Here is a 24,244-nt window from a genome sequence, read left to right as displayed (position 1 = left end):
TCGAAAGGTACATTCATTCCGGCTTCTTCTTACCCGCGAGGCCGCGCCACGCCAGGGATTCCAGCAGGTCTGCGGCGGCGTCGACCTCGATCTCGCCGCCGGCGACGCGGTCGGCCACGGCCTCACCCGCACCGACCAGGGCGATGGCGATCAGTTCGAAATCCTGCCCCGGCTCGGGATCCTTGGTGCTGGACTCGAGCAGGTGCGCGGTCAGCTCGATCAGCCGGTCGCGGCTCGATTGCACCGACCCCACGAACGCCTGCTGCCCCATCGCCTGGCGATACAGCACCATCCACGACTTGCGGTGCTTGCCCACGAACCCGAGAAACCCCTCGAGGGCCCGGCGCAGCTGTTCGCGCGGGCTCAGCCCCGGATCGCCCGCCGGAGCGAGCGCCTCGACGAAACGCAGACCCTCCCGCTGGATGCATGCCGCGAACAGTTCGTCCTTGGAGCCGTAGTACAGGTACAGCATCGGCTTCGAGATTTCCGCCTTGGCCGCGATCGCGTCCATGGACGTCTCGTGAAAACCTCTGTCGGAGAAGACGTCGACAGCAGCATCGAGCATCTGCTGCTCGCGCACTGCGCGCGGCAGTCGCTTGGTGCCGCCGGCCATTCGTCCTCCATCATCGTCGAACCCGCTATCTTACTCTACGGTAATAAAGCGGGCCCGACCGGCGGACGAGAAGAATACCAGCACCCTGTCGCGGACCGCGCACTAGCAGGCCAGCACGCCCTTGGCGCGCGCAACGGTCAGCACCGCCTCGTCGACACGCTGCTGCGGCAGCTTGCCCGAGGCCACCACGCTTTCGAGGTGATCGAGGACCCGCGGGACGTCGTCGGTGGTGAGCCACAGGGCGACATCCACACCGGATTCCAGCGCGGTCTCGACGGCGACCGTGATGTCGTAGCGGTCGGTGATCGCCTGCATGCCGCTGAGGTCGTCGGTGAAGATCGGGCCGGTGAACGGCGGCGCACCGTATCCGGTGCCGCCGCGCAGCAGCGCCACGGCGTCGGGACTGATGCTGGCAGGGACACCGGGGGCGGTCAGACCCGGCACCTCGAGGTGGCCGAGCATGACGCCGACACCCGTGGACACCAGGTTCCGGAACGGGACGAGGTCCTTCGTCTGCAACTGCTCGAGCGGCGGGGTGGTGACGGCCCCGGTGTGCGAGTCGCCGGACGCCGATCCGTGGCCGGGAAAATGCTTGATGACGGGCAGGATTCCCGCGTCCCGCATCCCGCGCGCGTACGCGTCGGCGTAGCGGGTGACCACGGCGGGATCGTCGGAGTAGGAGCGGTCGCCGATGACACTGTCGTCGGGCTGGCGGCTCACGTCCACGTCGGGGGCGAAGTTCACGGTGACACCGAGGTCCTTCAGTCCGCGACCGCGCTCGAGCGCCATCTGGTACGTCTGCTCCTCCGTCATCGTGGCTGCGGTCTGCCGGGCGGAGGGATCGGCTCCGAGCAGGTTCTCGACCCGCGACACGCGTCCACCCTCCTCGTCGATCGTCACCATCAGGGGCAGCGACGACGCCGACGCCACCTGGGGAATCTCACGGTTCGCGAGCATGGCCTCGTCGGTCCAGCTCCCGACGAAGATGCCGCCGATCTGCTCGTCCCGGACCACCTGAGCCGCATCCGCGGTGCCGGTCACTCCCACGTTCAGCAGCTGAGCGAGCTTGCGCCGCAACGGCAACGACTGCAGGAACTCCGTCTCGCACGACGCCGGTGCGGCGGCGGGCGCTGCGGTGCCGGTGTGCGACGCCGGCTCGACGGAGGACGGCGACGGCGTCGCTGTCGCCGACGACGATTCCGCGACCGTCTCGCCACCACCCGACGAACATCCGGCGACGAGGCCGGTACAGGCAGCGAGCGCGAGTGCATACTTGATCCGCATGGGTTCGACGGTAGCCCAGTTCGCCACCGGCGCCCCCGTGGCAGGCCCCGAATCGGCGACCGCTGCCGCCCGTCTTGGTAATCTGGACGCAGAGGAAGCCCGTACTCAGGAGGTCGTAGTGCCCGGTGGTTTGATGTTGATCGCCTACGACGGATCCGACAACGCCAAGCGTGCGGTGGAGTGCGCAGGTCGATTCCTCGCCTCCAATCGCGCTGTGCTGGTGACGGTGTGGGAGCCGATGGTCCGTCAGGCCGCGCGCATGTCGGGCCTGTCCGGTGTGATGCAACCCGAGTGGGTGCCCGACGAGGAGACCGAGGACGTCGCGTTCTCCGACGCCAAGGTCACCAACGAAGAGGGCGTCCAACTCGCCGAGGCCGCCGGGCTCGCCACCGAGGGTCGCTGCATCGAGTGCACCAGCACGATCTGGACGGCCATCGTCGAGACGTCCGACGAACTCGCGGTCGACATCATCGTCACCGGCACCCGCGGCACCACCGGTCTGCGGTCGTTGCTGCAGAGCAGCGTCGCCGACCACGTGTTGCGCCACAGCCACCGCCCGGTGCTGATCGTGCCTCCCGGGAAGTAGTCCGGGCGCCCGACTACTGTCGGGTCACCATGGACGGCTTCCTTCTCTCCCGCGCCGACCGGACGCTGCGCACGTCCGGTGCGCGGCACGGGTACGACACCGCGGCAGCCGCTGCCGCGGCCCTCGCGAACGGTGACACCGAACTGGTCGTCGGAGCGCTGCCGTTCGATCCCGAACGTCCCGCCGCGCTGACCGCCCCGGAGTCGTGGGAGTTCACGGACGGCCCGTGGCGGCCCGGCACCGTTCCCGACCTCCCGCCGGTCCACCTCACGCGGGAGGTCCCCGACCCCGCCGAGCACGTGGCCCGGGTGCGGTCCCTCGTCGACCGCCTGCGCGAGGGCACCCTCGGCAAGGTGGTGGCCGCACGCAGCGTCATCCTCCGCGCAGACACCCCCATCTCCGCAGAATCGTTGGCCGCGAGAATGATTCACCAGAATCCCACCGCCAACGGGTTCGCCGTCGACCTCTCCGCGGCCGGCGAGAGCTTCCGCGGACGCAGCCTCGTCGGCGCCAGCCCCGAGGTGCTGCTCAGCCGGCGCGGGCGACGCGTCACCTGCCGTCCCCTCGCCGGAACCGCCCCGCGGCGCGCCGATCCGGAGGCCGACGAGAAGGAAGGTCGCGGCCTCCTGGAGTCCACGAAGAACCTGGCCGAGCACGCGTTCGTCACGGCCTGGATCAGGGAGGTCCTCGCGCCGCTCTGCACCGAGCTGACCGTCCCGGACTCCCCGGTACTGACGAGCACGCACGAGGTCTGGCATCTCGCGACCCCCATCGAAGGCGTGCTGCGCGACCCGTCGACCAGCGCTGTGAGCCTGGCAACCCTGCTGCACCCGACCCCCGCCGTGTGCGGCACCCCGACCGACCTCGCCCTCGCGACCATCCGGGACGTCGAGGAGGATCGGCGGTTCTACGGCGGCGCCGTCGGGTGGTGCGACGGCGCGGGCGACGGCGACTGGGTGGTGGCCATCAGGTGCGCCGAGATCGCCGCGGACGGACTCGAGGCGCTGGCGGCGGCGGGCGGGGGCATCGTCGCCGAGTCCGACCCGGAGTCCGAACTCGACGAGACGACCACCAAACTGCGCACGCTGCTCCGGGCGCTCGGAGTGCAGCAGAGCCCGTGAACTGCAGAAACGGTGGCCCACGAGCACCAATCAGCAGTTCGGCGGCCCCCGGGTGATACCTTGACCCGAGCAATTCGTACGCGGGAGTAGCCGTGTGCGTCGATGGCACGACGGTGGGAGATGTCTGATGGGGAAGTTCCTTGTGCCCGGTGTGGTCAGCGCCGTGGTCGGTGTCGCTCTCGGCACCGTGGCGACGCTCGGCATCACCGCAGCCGCACAGGACAACACGCGTCCCGAGATCGACCGCAGCGGCAACGCGGATTCCTCGCTCCTGAACCAGGTTGAGTACGGCAGCCGCTGAGAGCGCCGGCTCAACAAGTTCCCGCACTTCCCCCGAGTCGGCGGCCATGTCGTCCATGGCGCCCTCGGCGGAGCCTCTGTCACGGCGGTGGCTGTTCGGCGCCTCTGTCGTAGCGTTTCTTCTCGCATTCCTCCAAACCCCCGGTCGGCTCGCCGCTGACACCAAGTACGACCTGTCCCAGAATCCGATCGGATTCCTGGAACGGGCCGCGCATCAGTGGAGCAGCCAGGCCCCCATGGGCCAGGTGCAGAACCAGGCCTACGGTTACTTCTTTCCGCACGGCGCGTTCTTCGCGCTCGGCGACGTCCTGAGCGTCCCGCCGTGGATCACCCAGCGGGTCTGGTGGGCCCTGCTGCTCGTCGCCGGATTCTGGGGAATCGTCCGTCTCGCCGAAGCACTCGGCGTCGGCAGCCGCTCGTCCCGCATCATCGCCGGTGTCGCGTTCGCGTTCTCCCCCCGTGTCCTCACCACCCTCGGTTCGATCTCGTCGGAAACCCTCCCGATGATGCTGGCGCCGTGGGTCCTTCTGCCCGTGGTCGTCGCCCTCTCCCATGTGAGTGGCAATGCGTCCCGGGACACGCAATGGCACTCACCTGCACGGTTGGCGGCACAGTCGGCGCTGGCCGTCGCGTTGATGGGCGCGGTGAACGCCGTCGCGACCGTGGCCGCGTGCCTCGTGGCAGGCCTGTGGTGGATCTCGCACCGGCCCAACCGTCGGTGGTGGGTGTTCACCGCGTGGTGGTTCCCGTTCCTGGCACTGGCCACGTTGTGGTGGATCGTGCCGCTGCTTCTGCTCGGCAAAGTGAGCCCGCCGTTCCTCGACTACATCGAATCGTCGGGGGTGACCACGCAGTGGACGTCCCTCGCCGAAATCCTCCGCGGCACCGACAGCTGGACGCCGTTCGTCTCCCCCGAGCGCATCGCAGGCGCGGTCCTCGTCACCCAGCCCGCCGCGGTCGCGGCGACCGGCCTGATCGCCGCCGCCGGGCTCGCCGGACTGTGCATGCGGTCGATGCCGGCCCGCGGTCGCCTCACTCTGATCCTGTTCGTCGGTGTCGCCGGACTCGCGGCCGGGTACATCGGCGAACTGGGCTCCCCGTTCGCCGAGCAGGTGCGACTGTTCCTCGACTCCACCGGGGCGCCCCTCCGGAACGTGCACAAACTCGAGCCGCTCGTCCGACTGCCCCTCGTACTCGGGCTGGCGCACCTGCTGGCGAAGGTGCCGCTGCCCGGGTCCGTGCCGGTCGCGCGGTGGCGCAGCGCGTTCGCGCACCCCGAGCGCGAACCGATGGTCGCGGTGACGAGCCTGGTGCTGGTCGCCCTCACCCTGGCGACGTCGCTGGCATGGACGGGCAAGCTCGCACCGCGGGGCACGTATTCCGAGGTCCCCGACTACTGGCAGCAGGCCGCCTCGTGGCTGGAGGACAACGCCGGGGGCACGAGCCCCGACGGTTCCGACGCGGAGCGGGCGCTCGTGGTGCCGGGCGCACCGTTCGGCAGCCAGCTCTGGGGTCTCACCCGCGACGAGCCGATGCAGGCACTGGCGTCCACGCCGTGGGCGTCCCGCGACGCCGTCCCGCTCACCCCGCCCGGCACCATCCGCGCCATGGACTCGATCCAGCGGCTGATCACCGACGGTCGCCCCTCGGACGGCATGGCGCAGACCCTGCTCGGCCAGGGCATCCACTACCTCGTCCTCCGCAACGACCTCGACCCCGAGACGTCGCGGTCGACGCGCCCGCTGCTCGCGCACCAGGCCGTCACCGGCTCGCCCGGATTCACGCAGGTCGCGGAATTCGGTGAGGACATCGGCCCCGGCGACGTCGAAGGCCTGGTGATCGACAGCGACCTGCGGCCCCGGTACCCGGCGATCGAGATCTTCGAGGTGTCGATGCCGGACGGTTCGCCGACGACGAGCGGGCCGTACACCGCGAACCTCGACGGCATCCCCCGGGTGCAGGGCGGTCCGGAATCGCTGCAACGCCTGCGGGAGAACGGCGTTCTGCCCGGAGCCGGACCGGTACTACTGGCCGCGGACGCGAAGCGCGCCGGACTGCCGGTCGACGACGTCACCGTCACGGACACGCCCCGGAACCGCGAAACCGACTACGGCCAGGTCGACAACCACAGTTCGGCACTGCGCACGCCGGACGACGCCCGCCGCACGTTCAATCTCGTCCCGGACTATCCGGTGGCGGACACCCCGCTGGTGGAGGGGCAGTGGGAGGGCGCGACGCTGAGTGTGTCGAGTGCGGCGTCCGACGCCACGCAACTCGGCGGCACCTCCCCCGCCAGCAGCGCCGCCGCGACCGTCGACGGCGACCCGGCGACGGGCTGGTTCAGCAACGGCATCGAGCGGGCGCTGGGCCAGTGGCTCCAGATCGACTTCGACACTCCGCTCACCAGCTCGCTGCTGCACATCACGACCAGCCCGGCCGCGATCGGCGCCCCCGTCCGCTGGATGGAGGTGTCGACCCCGAACGGCAGCACGGCCGTGAAGGTGGACGCCCCGGGCAAACCGATCGCCGTGTCCGTCCCCGGCGGCGTCACCCCGTGGGTGCGGATCACCGCGACCCGCACCGAGAACGGTTCCGCGGGAACGCAGTTCGGCATCAGCGAGGTGTCGGTCGAGGACTTCTCCCAGCGTGACGCCCCGGTCACCGTGCCGATCCGGTACCGGACCGTGTTGCCGCCCACCCCCGAGGGCGCGTCCGTCTCGGGTTGGGATCTCAGCCAGGAACTCCCCGGCCGCAACTCGTGCGCCGAGTCCCCGGACCGGGTGCGGTGCAGCAACGCCTTCGTCCTGCCGCCGGAGGAGGTCGGCACGTTCGAGAGAACGTTGTCGGTGCCCGAACCCACGGCGGTCACACCGCAACTCATGCTGCGTGCGCGGCACGGCGCACCACTGGAAGAGCTTCTCACCCAGCGGGATTCACCGTCCGCGCACGGGACCAGCAACATCACCGACCTTCGTGGGTCGGCGTTCGCCGCCACCGACAACGATCCGCGCACCAGCTGGTCGGCGAAACAGGACACCACCAGCGGCAAGGGCGCGAAACCGACACTCACGATCGACCTTCCCGAACCCACGCTGGTCACCGGCCTGCAACTGACCCCCAGCCTGGGTGCCGTGCCCGCCGCCCCCGACCGGGTCGCCGTCGACCTCGGGAACGGACCGCAGGTGCGCGACGTGGACGAGGACGACGGGACCGTCACGGTCGAACCCCGGGTGACCGACCGGATCGTGCTCAGCCTCGTGTCCTGGAAGAGCACCCTCGATCAGAACGCGCTGGGTTTCGCGCAGCTGCAGCCCGCCGGCCTCGCCGAGGTCGGGGTGCTGGGCGAGGACGGCGTCCTGCTGCCCGGTTCGGGTCCGATCGACGATGCCGGCGCCCGCCCGGTGACGGTGCCCTGCGAGGAGGGGCCGGTCGTGACGATCGGCGGGCTGCCGGTTCGCATGAGCGTCACGGCAACTGTCGGGCAATTGCTCTCCGGTGACCCGGTTCCCGCGACCCTCTGTGACACGGCCGGCCCCTTTCCGCTGGGAGCCGGATCCCAGGACGTGACCGTCGACCCGGAGTCGGCGTTCTTCGTCGACAGTCTCCGCCTCGACGCCGGACCGCAGGCCCAGGCCGTTCCGACCGAGCAGGTGTCGACCACAGCGTGGACGGAGAACCACCGGGAACTCACGGTGCCGCGCTCGGACGCCGAGCGTGTCGTCGTCGTCCCCGAGAGCACCAACGTCGGCTGGGTGGCCACCGCACCGGACGGCAGCGAACTGACACCGATCGTCGTGGACGGCTGGCAGCAGGGGTGGATCCTGCCCGCGGGAACCGAGGGGACGGTGACCCTCGACTTCCCCACCGACCACTGGTACCGCCTCGGGATCTTCGGCGGTCTGCTGCTGCTGATTCCGCTGATCGCCGCCGCGCTGTGGCCGCGTCGCGCACGTGAGCGCGATCCCGGCCCGGCACCCCGGACCTGGGGCAGCGCGACGGTCGGGTGGCTGGGAATCCTCGCTGCCGCCACCGTGATCGGTGGTCCCGTCGGCTCGGTGACGACGGTCGTGGTGACGCTGCTGGCCGTGACCCTCGTCCGGCTACGCGGACCCGCCACCACGGCGCGCGTGCTGGTGGGGGTCGCCGGAGCGTCGACGATGCTCGGCATGGCGATGCTCTCCACCGGCCCGTGGCGGGCGCCCGGCGGGTACGTGGGGCACTCGTTCCTCGTTCAGTTCCCACTACTGCTGGCGCTCGTCGCCACCGGGCTGGCGGTGCTGCCGCTCGGACGGTCGGCGCTCCTGGCGCGCGCCTCCCAGCGTTTGACGGCGCGGCGAGCCGGTTCCTCCACCAACGCGTAGCTGGCCGACGCGACCGCGACGCTCATCACGGTCGTCAGGAACAGGATGTAGACGAAGTGGCCGGTGAACGGAACGAGCCCGAACACCGGAAAGACGATCGACAGCACCGCGAGGTGCCAGATGAAGATGCCGTACGACCAGCGGCCCACGGCGAGAGCGAGCGGACTCGCGAGGTAGCGGTGGGTGGACGTGTCGGACAGCACCAGCGGGGCCATCAGCGCGAAGCTGATGACGGCGCCGAGCGCCATCTTGACGGCGTACTGCCACGGTTCGGGACGCACCAGCCCCTCCGGGCCGGCGAGGTCGGTCGCCGTGAGGGCGAATGCCACTGCGGCGACGAGGAACATCCGGACGCGATGATGGGCCCAGCGGTGCATTCGTCCGGGCGGACTCACCGCCAGTTCGGCCAGCAACATCCCCGCTCCGAACCAGGGCAGGTACCCCGGCAGCCAGTTGTCGTGATGGATGCCGCCCGGCGTGGACACCGGCACGAATGCCCACGTCAGGCTCACCGCGATCAGCGCGAGAATCGCCGGAACACGCAGCCGCGCAGCCGGACCCCGCAGCCGGACCAACGCGAACGCCAGCAACGGAAGCACCAGGTAGAAGGCCACCTCCACCGACAGACTCCACATCTGGGTCAGACCGTCGGTGAGCGTGAGGGGCACGAACACCTGCACGAGACCGAGATTCGCCCACCACGTGCGGTAACTCGCGTTCGCGGTGGGCAGGAACGTCAACACCACCGCCACGGCGACCCAGTACGCGGGCAGGATGCGCGTCGCCCGCGAGATCCAGTACCGGACGATTCCCTGGGCGGGGCCCATTCCGCGCGCCGCCCCGGCATGGCTGCGCCACAACAAGAATCCGGACAGCGCGAAGAAGACCGCCACCGCCAGATCGAATCGTCCCCAGATGCGGCCGAGGACCGGAACGTGCGTGGCACCGGTCTGGAACGCGACGTGCGTCACGAGCACCCCCAGCGCCGCGAGACCGCGCATTCCCTCGAGTGCGGGAATGAAACTGCGCGGGGTTGCGGTCGTGCGCGTGGTGGTGGCCGAGGTGCTCATCACCAACAGTGTGCCTGGTCCCGGGGTTGTGACGGAAAACTCCGTCCGAGTCACTTCGCTGGCGAACGGCCGATGCGTTTACTATCCGATGGGGCAAATGCGCATTCGAGACTGTTAGTGTTTTGCCTCACGTGGTGTCGATGTGGGCTCCATGCGATCCGTGCAGCCGTGCTGCCGGTGGGGGAATCTCAATCGACAGAATTGGGTTAGGAGAGAAAGCATGGCGGAGCGCTCAGGGCCGAGCCGGATACTTGCTTGCATTCTGGTGGGCCTCGGTGCCTTCCTCTTGGCCGTCGCCATTCTCATTCCCACCTACACGGTGGGCAAGTTGGAGAAGACGCCCTTGGACCTCGAAGTGACCACGATCGCCGAAGGTTCCGGCAGCGTGCTCAACTCGCAGGCTCTTCTCGCAGGCAAGGCCGAAGTCAACACGAACGTTCCACTGGTGTCACAGCGCTACGTCACCACCGAAGACCCCGCGGACGCGGACGTCGTCACTCTCCAGGCGGGTCAGACGCTGCGGCGCACGGACAAGCAGGGCGACACCGGGCTGCTGTCCGCGATCGTCGACCGCAACACCGTCGACCGCAAGACGGCGATGCCGACCAACGACCCGGTGGGCACCATCCAGACGCAGCCCAACCAGCCTGCCGAGGAAGTTTCGCGCGACGGACTGCAGTACAAGTTCCCGTTCAACTCGGAGAAGCAGAGCTACCCCTACTTCGACCTGAACGCGCGCGCCACCCAGGACATCAACTTCGTCGAGGAGACGGAGATCAACGGCCTGAAGGTGTACCACTACAACCAGACGATCGATCCGGTCGACCTGTCGAAGGTGGTCAGCTCGCCCACCAACAAGCTGACACTGCCCGCCGAGGCGTGGGGCGTCCCCGGTGGCACCCTCCCCGTCACGATGACCCGCTGGTACACCAACGTGCGTGACCTGTGGGTCGAGCCCGAGACCGGTGTCGTCGTCAAGGGCCAGGAGCAGCTGCACCAGTACTACGCCCGCAACAAGGACAAGCCGGAGATCGACGTCCTGAAGGTGGAACTGCCGTTCAACGAGCAGACCATCGAATACCAGGTCCAGCAGGCCAAGGACGGCATGGACAAGATCAGCACGTTCGGTCGCACCGTGCCGATCATCGCCGGCGTCCTCGGAGTCATCGCCCTGATCGCAGGACTCGTGCTGGGTCTGCGCGGCGGCAAGGGCAGGCAGCCCGCGCACACCGCCGGCGACGACTACCCGCCGAGCGACGGTGGCCGCCACGTCGACCTGGACAAGTCGGAGGCTCCCACCGAGCAGCACGACTGGACCACGGACAAGACGGAAGAGATTCCCGTGCAAGATCCGCGGCGGTACGACGAACGCTAGACGTACAGAGCCGGACGCCACGTAGTCCGGTACGAAGGGGACCTCGGTAGTGCACCGAGGTCCCCTTCGTCGTTCCCGGGGGCGGCCTGTGCGGTGTCGCCCGATGTCACAGGCGGCTCGTCGGGTTGAACGGATGTCACATCGGGCGCGGGGCATCGCGCCGCGCGCTGCGCACGGCGAGGACGCCGGCGACCAGTGCCGTGCTCGACGCGACCGTCACGGCGACGGCGATGAACTGCCCGATCGTGGACGCGAGGGTGAGCATGGCGGCCATCTCGACGGCGAAGCCGATCCACGCGATCACGGCGAGGTGCGTCCGCTCCCCCGCGATCGCGGAGAGCAGGGCACCCTGCAGGACGGCCAGGCAGGCGCCGTGCAGTGCGAACAGCCACAGCAGCGACTGGACGGGCTGATACGCGTCGCCGACGAGGAGCGGGACGAGGGGGGCGGCCACCGCGACGCCCGCGACGAGTACCGCACCGAGTCCGACGAGGACGGCGAGCGCCGACCGGATCGCCTGCGCGGAGTGCGCGGGATTCGCCATCCGGGGGTAGAGCACCACCCCGACGGCCTGCGGCAGCCAGAACGCGGCCTTGGTCGCGACGGCGCCCAGCGCGTACAGGCCGGCGTCGTCGTTGCTGAGCACGATGCGGGCGATCACCAGGTCCATCGACGACAACGCGATCAGCGCCAATTGCACCTGCGACGCCTTCAGCACGGCCGCGACGCCGATCCGGGTGCTCGACTCCCCGGTGATCCCCGAATCGGCGAATAGTCGCGCGCACAGCGCCACCAGCCCGGTGCCCACCGCACTGGCGGCGAGCGCGAGCCCCGGCCCGGCGCCGACGGCCAGCACCACGACCGCGGGAACGACCTTCGCGACGCCGGCTCCCGCGAGGACGACGCTCAGCGGACCGAACCGTGCCGCGCCCTGCAGCAGTCCCTGTTCCGTGGCGAGCAGGACGAGGACGGGCGCCGTGATCAACGCCGAGGACGTCGCGAGCATGCCGGTGTCGAGGGCCCACGACACGAGGGGCGCGAGCAGCATCGCCGCGACCGCGACGATCACCGCGCAGCGGTATCCCAGCAACCGGACCGCGTAGGCCCCCTTGCCCCGGACGACCTCGCGGGCGACGACGGTCTGCAGTGCGAGGGCGGGGACGGCGAGGACGAGTTGGGCCGCCAGCAGACTCGCGAACTCCCCGTAGCCCGCCGGTCCGAGCCAGCGGCTCGCCGGCAGATGCAGCAGGTAGGACGCGATGTTCGCGATCATCGAGCCCGCCGTCACCATCGTCACCCCGGCGACCGCCGAGCTGGTGAGGGTCTGGCGTGGCATGCGCCCCATGATGCACTACGTGCCGTGCGAGCCGGGTCGATGCACCACGTATCGTGACGGCCCATGACCGCCCGGCGCCGAGCACCGTTCGTCGCGCCGGGCTACAGCCTCCTTCTGGCATTGCTGATCCTCGGGCCGCTGCTCGGTCCGGGCTACCTGCTGTTGCGGGACGCGGTCAGCACTCCCCGCTCGTATCTGACGGATTCGGCGCTCGGTCTCACTGATGCCGCCGCGCGGGCCGTGCCGCAGGACGCTCTCCTCGCGACGCTGAGCGTCGTCGTCGACGGCGGCCTGGTGGTGAAAGCGATCCTGTTGCTCGCGCTGTGGGCGGCGGGCTGGGGCGCGGCCCGGATGGTCCGCACCGTGCTGCCGACGGCGGGGCTCGGACCACAGCTCGTGGCCGCGACGGTGACGGTGTGGAATCCGTACGTCGCCGAGCGACTGCTGCAGGGGCATTGGAGCCTGCTCACGGGGTACGCGGCGCTGCCGTGGACGGTGTGCGCAACGGTCGCGATTCGACGGGGTCACCGCCGGGGGTGGTTCGCCCTCGCGGCCTGCCTCGCCGCGGCCGGGCTGACCCCCACCGGGGTCCTGCTCGCCGCGGTGACGGCGGTAGCCGTCCTCGCACGGCCCGGCGGACGATCGGCCGCGTGGCTCCGGGTGACCGGCACGCTCGGCCTGTTCGTCGTCGCGAGCGCGCCGTGGCTGGTGGCCACAGCCCTGGCCGGAGGCGGCGGGGACGGCTCCGATCCCGCCGGGGTCGCGGCGTTCGCGGCGCGCGCCGAACCGGGGCTGGCGACTCTCGGCAGTCTCGCCGGACTCGGCGGCGTGTGGAACGAGACCGCCGTCCCGGACACCCGGACCACACTGTTCGCCCTCGTCGGAACGGTCCTGCTGCTCGGCGTCGTCCTGTGCGGACTCCCGGCACTGTGGCGGCGGCGACGGCATCCCGTGGTGGCCGCACTGACCGCACTCGCGCTGGTGGCGGTGCTGCTGCCCACACTCGGCGCGACCGCGTGGGGACTCGACGCCGGCCGCTGGATGGTGCAGAACGTCCCCGGCGCGGGGTTGCTCCGGGACGCGCAGAAATGGGTGGCGCTCGCGGCGCCGCTGTATGCGCTCGCCGCCGCGGCCGCGGTGCTGCGACGCCCCGGCACGTGGTCCCTCTCGGCCGTCCTGATCGTGCTGCTCGCCCTCCCCGACCTCGCGTGGGGCGTCGGGGGCGCGCTGCGCCCGGTCCACTATCCGCCGTCGTGGCAGCAGGTAGCCGCCGAGGTGGAGCGCGACGCGCACAGCGGGGACGTCGCCGTGCTGCCCACCGGCATGTTCCGCAAGTTTTCCTACAGCGGTGCCGCTCCCGTTCTGGACCCCGCCCCGAGGATGCTGCCGGAGGACGTCCTGCAGACGGGCGAGCTGGTGGTGGCCGGTGGCACGGTGAAAGGCGAGGGGTCCCGGGCGCAGCAGGTGGAACGGGTGCTGCTCACCGGCGGTTCCGCCGCCGATCTCGCGTCGCTGGGCGTCCGGTGGGTTCTGGTCGAGCGCGACACGCCCGGACCGCGCGGCGAATCCGCGACCACCCTGGCCGGTCTGGAGCGACAGTTCTCGGACGAGCATCTGGAGCTGTACCGCGTCGGCGGCGACGTCGCGCGGCACCAGGCGTCCGACCGGGCGCGCGCGACGGTGATCGCGGCCCACGTGCTGTGGGCGCTGCTGCTGGCCGGCGGTCTACTCGGCGCGGGCGTGCTCGAGGCCCGGACGCGCCAGCGCCGGCGACACCAGCCCTGACGTCCGCAGGCCCGCGGCCGTACCCGCCAGCACCTCGTGGACGCCGTTACCGGTGTGCTTCCAGGAGAACTCACCCGCACGGACCCGAGCCTTCTCACCGAGGACCATGCGTGTCTCGGGGTCGAGCAGGAGGGCGTTGACGGCTGCGGTCAGTTCGCCGACGTCGGCCGTCGCCGCTTCCGCACTGCCGACCAGAACACCGGTGACACCGTCGACGATCGAATCCGTCAGCCCCTTGGAGCTGCGGTAACCGACGGTCGGGACGCCGTGCTGGGCGGCCTCGATGACGGCCAGACCCCAGCCCTCCTTGCGGGACGGCATCACGTGCACCCAGGACTGCGACAGCAGCTGGTGCTTACGGGTTTCGTCGACGTGCCCGTGGAACGTGACGGCGTCGCCGATGCCCAGTTCGTGCGCGCGGTCGCGGAGATTCTGTTCCCACCAGCCGCCACCGATGACGTCGAGGTGCACGTCGGCGATCGTGGGACGCAGCGCCGCGACGGCTTCGAGGGCGTCCTCGATCTGCTTGTGCGGCACCAGCCGGGACAGGACACACACGCTGGGGTGCGCGGTCCGGGTGTCGGCGCCGCCGACGTCCACGCCGAGAGGGATGTCGTCGGCGCCGTTGCGCACCACCGCGATCCGTTCGCGCTCGACGCCGAGTTCGACGAGTTCGTCGGCGGACGGCAGCGACACGGTGAGGTACTGGTCGTCCCGGTGGGTGCGCGGCGACAACCGGGATTCCACCCACCAGCCGATCTTGCCCATCAAGCGGCCCGCCACGGGCCACTGCTCGCGGTGGCAGTGATGCACGAGCAGCGTCACGGGTGCACCGGCGACGACGCGGGAGAAGAACGGGATGCCGTTCTGGGTGTCGATGACGGCGTCGGGCCGGATCCCTCGCAGCGGTCCGAACCCGAGCCGGCCCGCGGCGATCGCGGCGAGGGCGCGGGGGTAGACGCTGTACCGCCCGCCCGCCCGGCTGATCTCGATGCCGTCGACGGTCTCCTTCTTGACGGCGCCCCGGTAACCGGCGGTGCGGAGGGTGACCTTGATTCCCCGCGCCGCGAGCTGGGCGCCCACCTCCTCGAGGTACCGCTCACTGCCGCCACCCTGCGGGTGACCGGTGTCGCGCCAGCAGAGCAGCAGAACCTCTCGCACGTTCATATACTCCTGTGGTCGGTGCGGTACATGTGGTCTCGGGCGGGACGTTCCGCGCTGTAGTCCCCGAACACCCTATCGGTCGCGTTCCACCGGATGTTGCAGCCACCGCGAACGGATTGCGGCCCCGACGGCTGCACTCGCTAAGGTTCAGTCTCGTGACGACGCCTCCCGTGACCCGGCGATTCGGTCGACGGGCAACCCTGAAGCGGTCGTTCGGCCTGCTCAGCGACTTCCGGCACGAACAGACCGCACCCGACCTGTTCTACGGCGCCCTCGCCCGCGACTCCGTCGAACTGATCGGCGACCTGTACGGCGGTCTTACCGAATCGGATCTCACCGGGACGACGGTCCTGGATGTCGGCGGCGGACCCGGTTACTTCGCGGACGTGTTCCAGCAGGCCGGCGCCCGGTACGTCCCGGTGGAGCCGGATCCGTCGGAGATGCATGCCGCGGGCCTCGCCGTGGGCGGTGCGGTACGCGGGTCGGGGTTGGCGCTGCCGTTCCGGACGTCGTCCGTGGACATCTGCTTCTCCTCCAATGTCGCCGAGCACGTCAGCGAACCGTGGGCAATGGCGGACGAGATGGTTCGGGTGACGAAACCCGGCGGCCTGGTCGTGCTGTCCTACACGTTGTGGTGGGGTCCGTTCGGCGGCCACGAGACCGGACCGTGGCATGCGCTGGGCGGTGAGTACGCCGCCCGCCGCTACCTGCGCAAGAACGGCCGCGAACCCAAGAACCGATACGGGGTCTCCCTGTTCAAAGTGGGTGCGGCCGACGGTCTTCGGTGGGCCCGGCGCGCCCCGGACGCGGACTTCCTGGCGGCCTTCCCCCGCTACCACCCGCGCTGGGCGTGGTGGATGGTGCGAATCCCCGGACTGCGGGAGTTCCTGGTGAGCAACCTCGTTCTCGTGATGCGGAAGCACTGACGGTGGTCGCGCTGGCTCTCGACATCGGCGGCACCAAGATGGCCGCCGGGATCGTCGACGCGGGCGGCACGGTGCCGCACCCCGCGACCACCCCGACGCCGGCGACCGGCGTCGCCGACGCGTGCGCCGCCCTGCTGCGGGAGGTCGCGGGAGCGGCGACGATCACGTCGGTCGGCATCGCGTGCGCGGGACCGGTCGACACGGTCGCCGGCACCGCGTCACCCATCAACATCGACGAGTGGTCGAGCGGATTCGGCCTGGTCGGCTTTGTGCAGGAACTTTTTCCCGGCGTGCCCGCGAGGCTGGCGATGGACGGCGCCGCGGCCGCTCTCGGCGAGCATAACCACGGTGCCGGGCGCGGTGTCCCCGACCTGCTGAGCCTCGTGGTGTCCACCGGCATCGGCGGCGGAGTGGTCCTCGGCGGCCGCATCGCCACCGGCCGGACCGGCAACGCGGGACACATCGGTCACCTGGTGGTCCCCGGCGGAACGGAGCCGTGCACGTGCGGCGGGACCGGGTGCCTGGAGACGGTGGCGAGCGGGCCGTCGTCCGTGCGCTGGGCCCGCTCCCGGGGATGGCGCGGGACTACGGGAGTCGAATTGGCGAGGGCCGCCGCGGACGGGGACGACGTCGCCGTGGCCGCGCTCGATCGCGCGGGGACCGCCCTGGGCCAGGCCATCGCGTCGGCCGCGGCTCTCCTCGACGTCGATCTCGCGGTGATCGGTGGCGGATTCGCGCAGGCCGGACCCCCGTTGTGGGACCCGATGCGCCGGGCCGCCGCCCGTCACGCCCGGTTGTCCTTCGTCGCGAATCTGCGGGTCGTCCCGGCGGAACTCGGCGCCTCCGGAACCCTCGTCGGGGCGGGAGTCCTGGCCGTCGACGAAGGCTGACGCAGCGGGATCTCCTCACCTGTTCCGAAATTCTGTAACGTGTTCTAGTGTTCAGGGTCACACCACGTTCAGGAGAGGAGGTGACCGTGAGCACGAGCACTGCCCGATCCGCCGACGACTCCGATCACTCGTCCGAAGTCGCCCGGCCCACTGACTCCCGTCGCGACCCGGAGGTGCTGCGAGACGCGCTGCAACGCTGGCTCGCCGCCCAATTGCCCGCCGACGCCGCACCGGAAGTCACGCATGTCCACCTCCCCGACGCCAACGGCATGTCGAGCGAGACCATCCTGTTCGACGCCACCTGGTCCGGCGAGGTTCACCCATTGGTCGCGCGGGTCGCGCCGGCCGACACGACGATGCCCGTCTTCCCGAGCTACGACCTCGACGGACAGTTCCAGGTGATGGCGCAGGTCCGGGAGCACTCCGCCGTCCCGGTCCCGGTCGTCTACTGGTCCGAATCCGATCCCGGTCCGCTGGGCGCCCCGTTCTTCGTCATGGCCCGCGTCTCCGGGCAGGTCCCGCCGGACGTGATGCCCTACAACTTCGGGTCGTGGGTGACGGAGGCGACCGAGGAGCAGCGCGCGCTGCTGCAGCACAGCGCGGTGAATGTGCTTGCGCAGCTGCACGACATCGACCGGCCGTGGGAGCGGTTCGCGTTCCTGCGACTGCCCGGCTCGGGTCCCACCGTCACCGAGGCGCTCGCCGCGCACATCCGGCAGCAACGCGACTACTACGAATGGACGACGCTGTCCGGTCCCCGGTCCCCGCTGATCGAACGCGGCTTCGCGTGGATGGAGGAGAACCTCCCGGACGACCCCTCCCCCGCCGTCTTCTGCTGGGGCGACGCCCGCATCGGCAACATGATGTTCGAGGACTTCCGGCCCGTGGCCGTACTCGACTGGGAGATGGCCGCACTCGGACCCCTCGAACTCGATCTGGGCTGGATGACGTACCTGCACCGGTTCTTCGAGGACATCGCCGCGGCCGCCGGACTCGACGGGATGCCCGACTTCCTGCGACTCGACGACCTCGCCGCCCTCTACGAGGAACTGACGGGCCACACCCCCCGCGATCTCGAGTACTACACCGCCTACGCGGCACTGCGGCAGGCCACCATCATGCTGCGGATCCAGGAGCGCGCCATCCACTTCGGGCAGGCCGTCGCTCCGGAGGATCCGGACGACATGATCATGCACCGCGCGTCGCTCGAGGCGATGCTCGACGGCACGTACTGGGAGAAGATCCGATGACCGCCGACTACGCCGGAAACCCGCTCTCCCCGATGGACGACTACCCCATCCATCAGGTGGCCGAACCCATCCGGCGCGTCGCCACCTCCGACCGCAACTTCTACGACCGCTACTACTTCAACTGCTATCCCTCGGCCGAGTCCGACCTCTTCCTCATCATCGGTCTCGGGCAGTACCCCAACCTCGGCGTGACGGACGCGTTCGCGGTGCTCCGCCGCGGCGACGACCACATCGTCGTCCGCGGGTCGGCGGCCCTGGGTCACGACCGCTCCGACAGCACCGTCGGACCGTTCCGCGTCGAGGTCCTCGAGGGTCTGCAACGCTTGCGCGTCGTGCTCGAGCCCGGCGACTACGACCTCTCCTTCGACCTCACCTTCGACGGCGCAATCCCCGCGACATTGGAGCCCCGCCACTTCCGCAGGCAACTCGAACGCGTCACGTTCGACACGAGCCGATTCGTGCAGACCGGCAGCTGGGCAGGCGAACTCACTATCGACGGCCAGAGCCGCCCCGTCACCCCCGACACCTGGCGCGGCAACCGCGACCGGTCGTGGGGGGTGCGCCCCGTCGGCGAGTCCGAGCCGCCCGGACGGCGCGCGGTCGACGGGATCCAGAACTTCTTCTGGATCTACTCGGTGATGCAGTTCGAGGACTACTCCGTCTCCGTCGTCCTGCAGGAGGACGAACTCGGCAGGCGCATCGTCGAGGAAGCCGTCCGCATCTGGCCGGACGCCGACCGCGAACCCGAATGGCTGGGCCGACCCGAGCACGAGCTGAAGTTCGAACCGGGGACACGGGACGTCACGGCGGCGTCGCTGAGTTTCCACCGCCCGACCGGCGAGGTCGTCACCGTCACCTGCGACCTGCTGGTTCCCAACTACATCGGTATCGGCACGGGGTACGGACTCGAAGCCGATTGGCGGCACGGCATGTGGCAGGGCGAACTCGTGGTGCAGGGACTGCGCAAACGAGCGTCCGAGATCGAACCGGGACTCCGGATGTTCTGCCCCGTCGACAATCTCACCCGCTTCCGGCTCGAGGACGGCGGCCGGAGCGTCGTCGGGACCGGGCTGTTCGAGGTCGCGGCGATCGGCCCCCACGCACGGTACGGATTCGACAGTTTCACCGACACCGCCTCCTGACCGGGGGGAACGACACGAGGAATGGACTCATGACCGACTACGACAAGCTCTACATCGGCGGCAAGTGGGTGGCCCCGGCCACCGATCAGGTGCTCGAGGTGTTCTCCCCGGCCACCGAGGAACGCGTCGGCAGCTGTCCCGTCGCGTCGCCGGCCGACATCGACGACGCCGTCGCGACGGCCCGGCGGGCATTCGACGAAGGCCCGTGGCCGCAGACGACTCCCGCCGAGCGCGGGGAGATCCTCGCCAAGGCGGCGAAACTCATCGAGGAACGCGGCGACGCCCTCAACGCGCTGATCTCGTCCGAGATGGGCCAGCCACCCGCGATGGTCGGGATGATGCAGCAGACGCCGTCACTCGCGACCCTGAACTTCTATGCCGGTCTCGCGAACGAATTCGAGTGGGAGCAGACCCGCACCGGGGCGTTCGGACAGACGAAGGTGCTGCGGGAGCCGGTCGGCGTGGTGGCCGCGGTCCTCGCCTGGAACGTGCCACTGTTCCTCGCCGTCAACAAGCTGTCCCCGGCGCTGCTCGCCGGCTGCACCGTCCTGCTCAAGCCCGCACCCGAATCCCCGCTCTCCACCCACCTTCTCGCCGAGATCTTCGCCGAGGCGGGTGTCCCCGAGGGTGTCATCTCCGTCCTGCCCGGCGGCGCCGAGACCGGCGAATACCTGGTGTCGCATCCCGGGATCGACAAGATCACGTTCACCGGCAGCAGTCCCGTCGGCCGCAAGATCGGCGCCATCGCTGCGCAGAACCTCAAGCGCTGCTCCCTCGAACTGGGCGGCAAGTCGGCGGCCATCATCCTCGAGGACGCCGACCTCGCGTCCACGATGCCGATGCTGGTGATGTCCGGGCTCATGAACACCGGGCAGGCATGCGTCGCGCAGACCCGGATCCTCGCCCCGCGGTCCCGCTACGACGAGGTCCTCGACGCCCTCGTGGCGGGTGCCGGATTCATGACCGTCGGCGATCCGTCCGACCCGGCCGCGCAACTCGGTCCGCTGATCTCCGAGAAGCAACGCGACCGCGTCGAGGGCTACATCGCCAAGGGCAAGGAACAGGGCGCCCGCGTGGTGCTCGGCGGCGGCCGCCCCGAGGGCCTCGACAAGGGCTGGTACGTAGAGCCGACGATCTTCGCGGACGTCGACAACTCGATGACGATCGCCCGCGAGGAGATCTTCGGACCCGTCCTGTCCGTGATTCCCTACGACTCCGAGGACGAGGCGATCAAGATCGCCAACGACTCCGACTACGGACTCGCCGGCTCGGTGTACACCACCGACATCGATCACGGTCTCGCCGTCGCGAAGCAGATCCGCACCGGCACCTACGCCATCAACTGGTACGCATTCGACCCGGGATCACCGTTCGGCGGCTACAAGGCCTCCGGCATCGGTCGGGAGAACGGACCGGAGGGGCTCGAAGCGTTCTGCGAGACCAAGTCCGTCCTCATGCCGCCCGGCTACAGCGGATAGTCGCTTCGCGTGATCGGGTGACCGCACCGACTCCGGACACCAGCCGTGACGACGCCGCAGGCGAGAGCGCGCTCACCGTCGTTCTCGCGTTCGGCGCGAACATTCTGATCGCGCTGGCCAAGACCGTCGCCGCGGTGATCACCGGCTCGGCGTCGATGGTGGCGGAGGCCGCCCACTCGTGGGCCGACTCGGGCAACGAGATCCTGCTCCTGATCGCCAATTCGCGGGCCAAGCGCACGCCGGACCGCGTCCACCCGCTGGGGTACGGGCGTGAGGCCTACGTGTGGTCGATGTTCGCGGCGCTCGGACTGTTCGCGCTGGGTGCGGGGGTGTCGATCACGCACGGCATCCAGGAACTCGTCCACGCCGAACCGGCAACGGACTTCGCCGTCGCGTACGTGGTGCTCGGCGTCTCGTTCGTTCTCGAGTCCATCTCGTTCCAGCAGGCGTACCGGCAGTTGCGTACCGAGGCCATCGCCATCGACCGCGACGTGCTGGCGCACGCACTCCGCACGTCGGACCCGACCACCCGGGCGGTGTTCGCAGAGGACGCCGCGGCACTCCTCGGTTTGGTCATCGCGTTCCTGGGTGTTCTCCTGCACCAGATCACGGGATCGGCGATCCCGGACGCCGTCGGCTCCATCCTGGTCGGAATCTTGCTCGGCGTCATCGCGCTGATCCTGATCGATCGCAATCGGCGCTTCCTGATCGGCGAGGAAGCGTCGCCCGCTCTGCGCCAGGCCGGCATCGAGGCCCTCGAGGCGCTGCCGGAGGTCGACCGGGTGACATTTCTCCGCATGGAGTACCTCGGACCGCGACAGGCGTACCTGGTGGCGAGTGTCGACCTGGTCGGCGATTACGCGGAGTCGCGCGTCGCCCACACTCTCCGCGACCTCGAGTCGCGGCTGGAGCGGAACTCGCACGTGGTTCGCGCGATACTCACCCTGTCCACAGCGGAAGAGCCGACGATCACGGTGTGATCGCCGGCCCTGCTCCCGGATCTAGCTGCCGAACTGGATTCCGCCCAGAGGGCCGCCGACCAGGACGATCTGCGGCAGCGTGGTCTGGGGGTTGGCGACGGTGGTCAGCGACAGGCATTCGCCGATCACCGCGTAGGCGCCGTCCGGGAGTTCCGGTGTGGTGAACGTCTTGACGGCGTCGCCGGCCTGGTTGGCGAGGACACGCTCGATCGGGTTGGTGGCCCACGTGACGAATCCCGGTTCGAGAACAACGGTGGGATCGGCGAGCACGGCGGGCAACTTGGTGGCGTCGAAAGCGACTGCACCGCAGGACTGGGCGTCCAGCAGATTCAGGACGTTGGGGTTGGTGACGGTGATGGCGAGGGTGTTTCCGTCGGCCGCGGTCACCACGGTGGGAGGCTGGACTTCCGTTGCTGCGGACGCCGTCGCCGGCATGGTCACGGCTACGGTGGCGGCGGCTGCGGCAGCGAGTGCGGCGCCTCCGGCGAGTCGTTTCATGCCCCTGCTGGTCCCTGTCTGCATCTGCAATCCTTTCGTCGCGTGCGAGCTTCGAGAATCGAGCCCTTTACAAACCGAATGGTATGCGTTTACTGCAGAATCGCCCCTCGAACGACGAATGTCACAGTGGTTCAGTCGAACTGAACCACTGTGACATTCGGTCACCGGGGAGGGACTAGCTCAGGCGCTGCTTCAGGGCCTCGAACTCGTCACGGATGCCGGAGGGAACCTTCTCGCCGAGGAACTCGAACCACTCCTCGATGAGCGGCAGCTCCTGCTTCCACTCGTCGACGTCGACCTTCAGCGCCTCGTCGACGTCGTCGGCGTCGACGTCCAGGCCGCCGAGCTCGAGATCGGCTGCGGTCGGAACGAATCCGATCGGGGTCGACTCGGCGCCCGCCTTGTGCTCGATGCGGTCGACGATCCACTTCAGCACGCGGGAGTTCTCGCCGAAACCGGGCCACAAGAAGCGACCGTCGTCACCGCGACGGAACCAGTTGACGTAGAAGATCTTCGGCAGCTTCTCCGCATCCGCGTGCTTGCCGAGGTTGATCCAGTGGTTCAGGTAGTCGCCGGCGTTGTAGCCGATGAACGGGATCATGGCCATCGGGTCGCGGCGGACGGTGCCGACGGCACCCTCGGCGGCAGCGGTCTGCTCGGACGACAGCGTGGCGCCGAGGAACGTGCCGTGCTGCCAGTCGAAGGACTCGCTGACCAGCGGCACCGTCGTCTTACGGCGTCCACCGAACAGGATCGCGGAGATCGGCACACCCTGCGGGTCGTCCCACTCGGGGGCGAGGATCGGGCACTGCGACATCGGGGTGCAGTAGCGCGAGTTGGGGTGCGCGGCCTTCTCGCCGGACTCGGGCGTCCACTCGTTGCCCTTCCAGTCGACGAGGTGCTGCGGGTCTCCTTCGAGGCCCTCCCACCAGACGTCGCCGTCGTCGGTCTGCGCGACGTTGGTGTACAGCGAGTTGCCGGCCTCGAGCGTCTTCATCGCGTTCGGGTTGGATCCGTAGTTGGTGCCCGGCGCAACGCCGAAGAATCCGTACTCCGGGTTGACGGCGTACAGGCGGCCGTCCTCACCGAACCGCATCCACGCGATGTCGTCGCCGAGGGTCTCGGCGCGCCATCCGGGGATGGTGGGCTGGATCATCGCGAGGTTGGTCTTGCCGCAGGCACTCGGGAACGCGGCCGCGATGTAGTACGGCTTGTCCTCCGGGGAGATCAGCTTCAGGATCAGCATGTGCTCGGCCAGCCAGCCCTCGTCGTGGGCCATCGCCGACGCGATGCGCAGCGAGTAGCACTTCTTACCGAGCAGAGCGTTTCCGCCGTAGCCGGAGCCGTAGCTCCAGATCTCGCGGTCCTCGGGGAAGTGGGTGATGTACTTGGTGTCGTTGCACGGCCACGGGACATCGGCCTGGCCCTCTTCGAGAGGTGCGCCGACGGAGTGCAGCGCCTTCACGAACGGCTTGTCTTTGCCGAGCTTCTCCATGGCGGCGGTACCCATGCGCGTCATGATGCGCATCGACACGACGACGTACTCGGAGTCGGTGATCTCGACGCCCAGCTTCGGGTCGTCGGCGCCGAGGGGACCCATGCAGAACGGCACCACGTACATGGTGCGTCCGCGCATGCTGCCGCGGTAGAGGTCGGTCATGAGCGACCGCATCTCGGTCGGGTCCATCCAGTTGTTGGTGGGCCCGGCGTCGATCTCTTCACGCGAGCAGATATAGGTGCGGGATTCGACGCGTGCGACGTCCGACGGATCGGAGTTGCCGACGAACGAATTCGGCTTCTTCTCGTCGTTGAGCCGGGTGAACGTGCCTGCCGCGACGAGCTGCTCGGTCAGTCGATCCCATTCGGCGTCCGAGCCGTCTGCAAAGACGACGCGTTCGGGCTGAGTGAGTTCGGCAACCTCTCGAACCCAGGCGAGCAGCTCACTGTGCTCCGTGGGGGGCGTGCCGTCAGTTCCGTTCAGACCGGGAATGGTCGCTGAGGTCATCAAACTCTCCTGGGGTGAGCCGGAACCGGACCATCTGCCGTCCGCTGAGAGAGCCTCGCAGCGACTGCCAGACGGTCCGA

At 69.4% G+C, this 24,244-nt stretch carries 18 protein-coding genes and 1 pseudogene; 12 read left to right on the top strand and 7 right to left on the bottom strand.

The window, feature by feature from the left end; translation table 11 throughout:
* Nucleotides 1–13 precede the first annotated feature (13 nt).
* Both CJ177_RS28660 and CJ177_RS28655 read right to left on the bottom strand, forming a co-directional pair.
* Nucleotides 14–613: a TetR/AcrR family transcriptional regulator gene (locus CJ177_RS28660; RefSeq protein WP_005243713.1), complete on the bottom strand. Its 600-nt coding sequence runs from the start codon at nucleotides 611–613 to the stop codon at nucleotides 14–16.
* 102 nt (nucleotides 614–715) lie between these two features.
* Nucleotides 716–1,897 (bottom strand): glycoside hydrolase family 3 N-terminal domain-containing protein, encoded by a 1,182-nt coding sequence (locus CJ177_RS28655; protein WP_061700665.1) that lies wholly within the window; start codon nucleotides 1,895–1,897, stop codon nucleotides 716–718.
* 118 nt (nucleotides 1,898–2,015) lie between these two features.
* On the opposite strand from CJ177_RS28655, the gene CJ177_RS28650 reads away from it, so the two are divergent.
* From CJ177_RS28650 to CJ177_RS49220, 4 genes are all read left to right on the top strand, one after another.
* On the top strand, nucleotides 2,016–2,483 hold the full coding sequence (locus CJ177_RS28650; protein WP_005243718.1) for a universal stress protein: 468 nt from the start codon (nucleotides 2,016–2,018) through the stop codon (nucleotides 2,481–2,483).
* 29 nt (nucleotides 2,484–2,512) lie between these two features.
* The gene (locus CJ177_RS28645) at nucleotides 2,513–3,604 is read left to right on the top strand and encodes an isochorismate synthase MenF (RefSeq protein WP_061700664.1); all 1,092 of its coding nucleotides are present in this window, start codon (nucleotides 2,513–2,515) and stop codon (nucleotides 3,602–3,604) included.
* 127 nt (nucleotides 3,605–3,731) lie between these two features.
* Nucleotides 3,732–3,905, top strand: coding sequence for a DUF2613 domain-containing protein (locus CJ177_RS28640; protein ID WP_005258546.1), 174 nt, complete (start codon nucleotides 3,732–3,734; stop codon nucleotides 3,903–3,905).
* A 46-nt stretch (nucleotides 3,906–3,951) separates the two neighbouring features.
* On the top strand, nucleotides 3,952–8,265 hold the full coding sequence (locus tag CJ177_RS49220) for an alpha-(1->3)-arabinofuranosyltransferase (RefSeq protein ID WP_095869170.1): 4,314 nt from the start codon (nucleotides 3,952–3,954) through the stop codon (nucleotides 8,263–8,265).
* A gap of 23 nt (nucleotides 8,266–8,288) precedes the next feature.
* Here CJ177_RS49220 and CJ177_RS28630 read toward each other — a convergent pair.
* Nucleotides 8,289–9,335: pseudogene (locus tag CJ177_RS28630) on the bottom strand (acyltransferase family protein); the annotation flags it as partial.
* Between the two features lie 220 nt (nucleotides 9,336–9,555).
* Between CJ177_RS28630 and CJ177_RS28625 the strand changes: the two are divergent.
* Entirely contained in the window at nucleotides 9,556–10,710 is a 1,155-nt protein-coding gene (locus tag CJ177_RS28625) for a DUF3068 domain-containing protein (RefSeq protein WP_005243723.1), read from the top strand.
* A gap of 136 nt (nucleotides 10,711–10,846) precedes the next feature.
* On the opposite strand, the gene CJ177_RS28620 is transcribed toward CJ177_RS28625, so the two are convergent.
* Nucleotides 10,847–12,055 carry a polysaccharide biosynthesis protein gene (locus tag CJ177_RS28620; protein WP_095869169.1) on the bottom strand — a complete coding sequence of 403 codons (1,209 nt, stop codon included), beginning with the start codon at nucleotides 12,053–12,055 and terminating at the stop codon, nucleotides 10,847–10,849.
* A 54-nt stretch (nucleotides 12,056–12,109) separates the two neighbouring features.
* On the opposite strand from CJ177_RS28620, the gene CJ177_RS28615 reads away from it, so the two are divergent.
* A complete protein-coding gene (locus CJ177_RS28615; protein ID WP_095869168.1) occupies nucleotides 12,110–13,831 on the top strand; it encodes a hypothetical protein in 1,722 nt (573 codons plus the stop codon).
* On the opposite strand, the gene CJ177_RS28610 is transcribed toward CJ177_RS28615, so the two are convergent.
* A complete protein-coding gene (locus CJ177_RS28610; RefSeq protein WP_095869246.1) occupies nucleotides 13,772–14,992 on the bottom strand; it encodes a glycosyltransferase family 4 protein in 1,221 nt (406 codons plus the stop codon). The two genes, CJ177_RS28615 and CJ177_RS28610, sit on opposite strands and share 60 nt — an antisense overlap.
* A gap of 173 nt (nucleotides 14,993–15,165) precedes the next feature.
* On the opposite strand from CJ177_RS28610, the gene CJ177_RS28605 reads away from it, so the two are divergent.
* The 6 genes from CJ177_RS28605 (at nucleotide 15,166) to CJ177_RS28580 (ending at nucleotide 21,661) form a co-directional block, all read left to right on the top strand.
* Nucleotides 15,166–15,921: a class I SAM-dependent methyltransferase gene (locus tag CJ177_RS28605; RefSeq protein WP_061700661.1), complete on the top strand. Its 756-nt coding sequence runs from the start codon at nucleotides 15,166–15,168 to the stop codon at nucleotides 15,919–15,921.
* 2 nt (nucleotides 15,922–15,923) lie between these two features.
* On the top strand, nucleotides 15,924–16,811 hold the full coding sequence (locus CJ177_RS28600) for an ROK family protein (RefSeq protein ID WP_095869167.1): 888 nt from the start codon (nucleotides 15,924–15,926) through the stop codon (nucleotides 16,809–16,811).
* 80 nt (nucleotides 16,812–16,891) lie between these two features.
* Entirely contained in the window at nucleotides 16,892–18,061 is a 1,170-nt protein-coding gene (locus CJ177_RS28595) for a phosphotransferase family protein (protein WP_095869166.1), read from the top strand.
* Complete coding sequence (locus CJ177_RS28590; RefSeq protein ID WP_061042464.1) at nucleotides 18,058–19,203, top strand: hypothetical protein; 1,146 nt, start codon at nucleotides 18,058–18,060, stop codon at nucleotides 19,201–19,203. The genes CJ177_RS28595 and CJ177_RS28590 overlap by 4 nt, the downstream gene beginning before the upstream one ends.
* 29 nt (nucleotides 19,204–19,232) lie before the next feature.
* Nucleotides 19,233–20,681: an aldehyde dehydrogenase gene (locus tag CJ177_RS28585; protein WP_061042465.1), complete on the top strand. Its 1,449-nt coding sequence runs from the start codon at nucleotides 19,233–19,235 to the stop codon at nucleotides 20,679–20,681.
* 17 nt (nucleotides 20,682–20,698) lie between these two features.
* Nucleotides 20,699–21,661, top strand: coding sequence for a cation diffusion facilitator family transporter (locus CJ177_RS28580; RefSeq protein WP_095869165.1), 963 nt, complete (start codon nucleotides 20,699–20,701; stop codon nucleotides 21,659–21,661).
* 21 nt (nucleotides 21,662–21,682) lie between these two features.
* Here CJ177_RS28580 and CJ177_RS28575 read toward each other — a convergent pair whose 3' ends face one another.
* Together CJ177_RS28575 and CJ177_RS28570 are read right to left on the bottom strand one after the other, a co-directional pair.
* Nucleotides 21,683–22,183, bottom strand: coding sequence for a hypothetical protein (locus CJ177_RS28575; RefSeq protein WP_005243741.1), 501 nt, complete (start codon nucleotides 22,181–22,183; stop codon nucleotides 21,683–21,685).
* A 151-nt stretch (nucleotides 22,184–22,334) separates the two neighbouring features.
* Complete coding sequence (locus tag CJ177_RS28570; protein ID WP_061042467.1) at nucleotides 22,335–24,164, bottom strand: phosphoenolpyruvate carboxykinase (GTP); 1,830 nt, start codon at nucleotides 24,162–24,164, stop codon at nucleotides 22,335–22,337.
* Nucleotides 24,165–24,244: the final 80 nt, after the last annotated feature.

Origin of the sequence: Rhodococcus sp. ACPA1 (genome assembly GCF_002300195.1) — a bacterium.
In the GTDB taxonomy this organism is placed as follows: domain Bacteria; phylum Actinomycetota; class Actinomycetes; order Mycobacteriales; family Mycobacteriaceae; genus Rhodococcus_F; species Rhodococcus_F opacus.
Note: the sequence above shows the minus strand (reverse complement) of the source record. Positions and strands in the feature narration are given on the sequence as shown.

What these genes read in the sequence shown, in the direction of transcription:
- CJ177_RS28660 (WP_005243713.1), bottom strand. Translation starts at nt 613, where the DNA reads ATGGCCGGCGGCACCAAGCGACTGCCGCGCGCAGTGCGCGAGCAGCAG.
- CJ177_RS28655 (WP_061700665.1), bottom strand. Translation starts at nt 1,897, where the DNA reads ATGCGGATCAAGTATGCACTCGCGCTCGCTGCCTGTACCGGCCTCGTC.
- CJ177_RS28645 (WP_061700664.1), top strand. Translation starts at nt 2,513, where the DNA reads ATGGACGGCTTCCTTCTCTCCCGCGCCGACCGGACGCTGCGCACGTCC.
- CJ177_RS28640 (WP_005258546.1), top strand. Translation starts at nt 3,732, where the DNA reads ATGGGGAAGTTCCTTGTGCCCGGTGTGGTCAGCGCCGTGGTCGGTGTC.
- CJ177_RS49220 (WP_095869170.1), top strand. Translation starts at nt 3,952, where the DNA reads ATGTCGTCCATGGCGCCCTCGGCGGAGCCTCTGTCACGGCGGTGGCTG.
- CJ177_RS28625 (WP_005243723.1), top strand. Translation starts at nt 9,556, where the DNA reads ATGGCGGAGCGCTCAGGGCCGAGCCGGATACTTGCTTGCATTCTGGTG.
- CJ177_RS28620 (WP_095869169.1), bottom strand. Translation starts at nt 12,055, where the DNA reads ATGGGGCGCATGCCACGCCAGACCCTCACCAGCTCGGCGGTCGCCGGG.
- CJ177_RS28615 (WP_095869168.1), top strand. Translation starts at nt 12,110, where the DNA reads ATGACCGCCCGGCGCCGAGCACCGTTCGTCGCGCCGGGCTACAGCCTC.
- CJ177_RS28590 (WP_061042464.1), top strand. Translation starts at nt 18,058, where the DNA reads ATGACCGCCGACTACGCCGGAAACCCGCTCTCCCCGATGGACGACTAC.
- CJ177_RS28585 (WP_061042465.1), top strand. Translation starts at nt 19,233, where the DNA reads ATGACCGACTACGACAAGCTCTACATCGGCGGCAAGTGGGTGGCCCCG.
- CJ177_RS28575 (WP_005243741.1), bottom strand. Translation starts at nt 22,183, where the DNA reads ATGCAGACAGGGACCAGCAGGGGCATGAAACGACTCGCCGGAGGCGCC.
- CJ177_RS28570 (WP_061042467.1), bottom strand. Translation starts at nt 24,164, where the DNA reads ATGACCTCAGCGACCATTCCCGGTCTGAACGGAACTGACGGCACGCCC.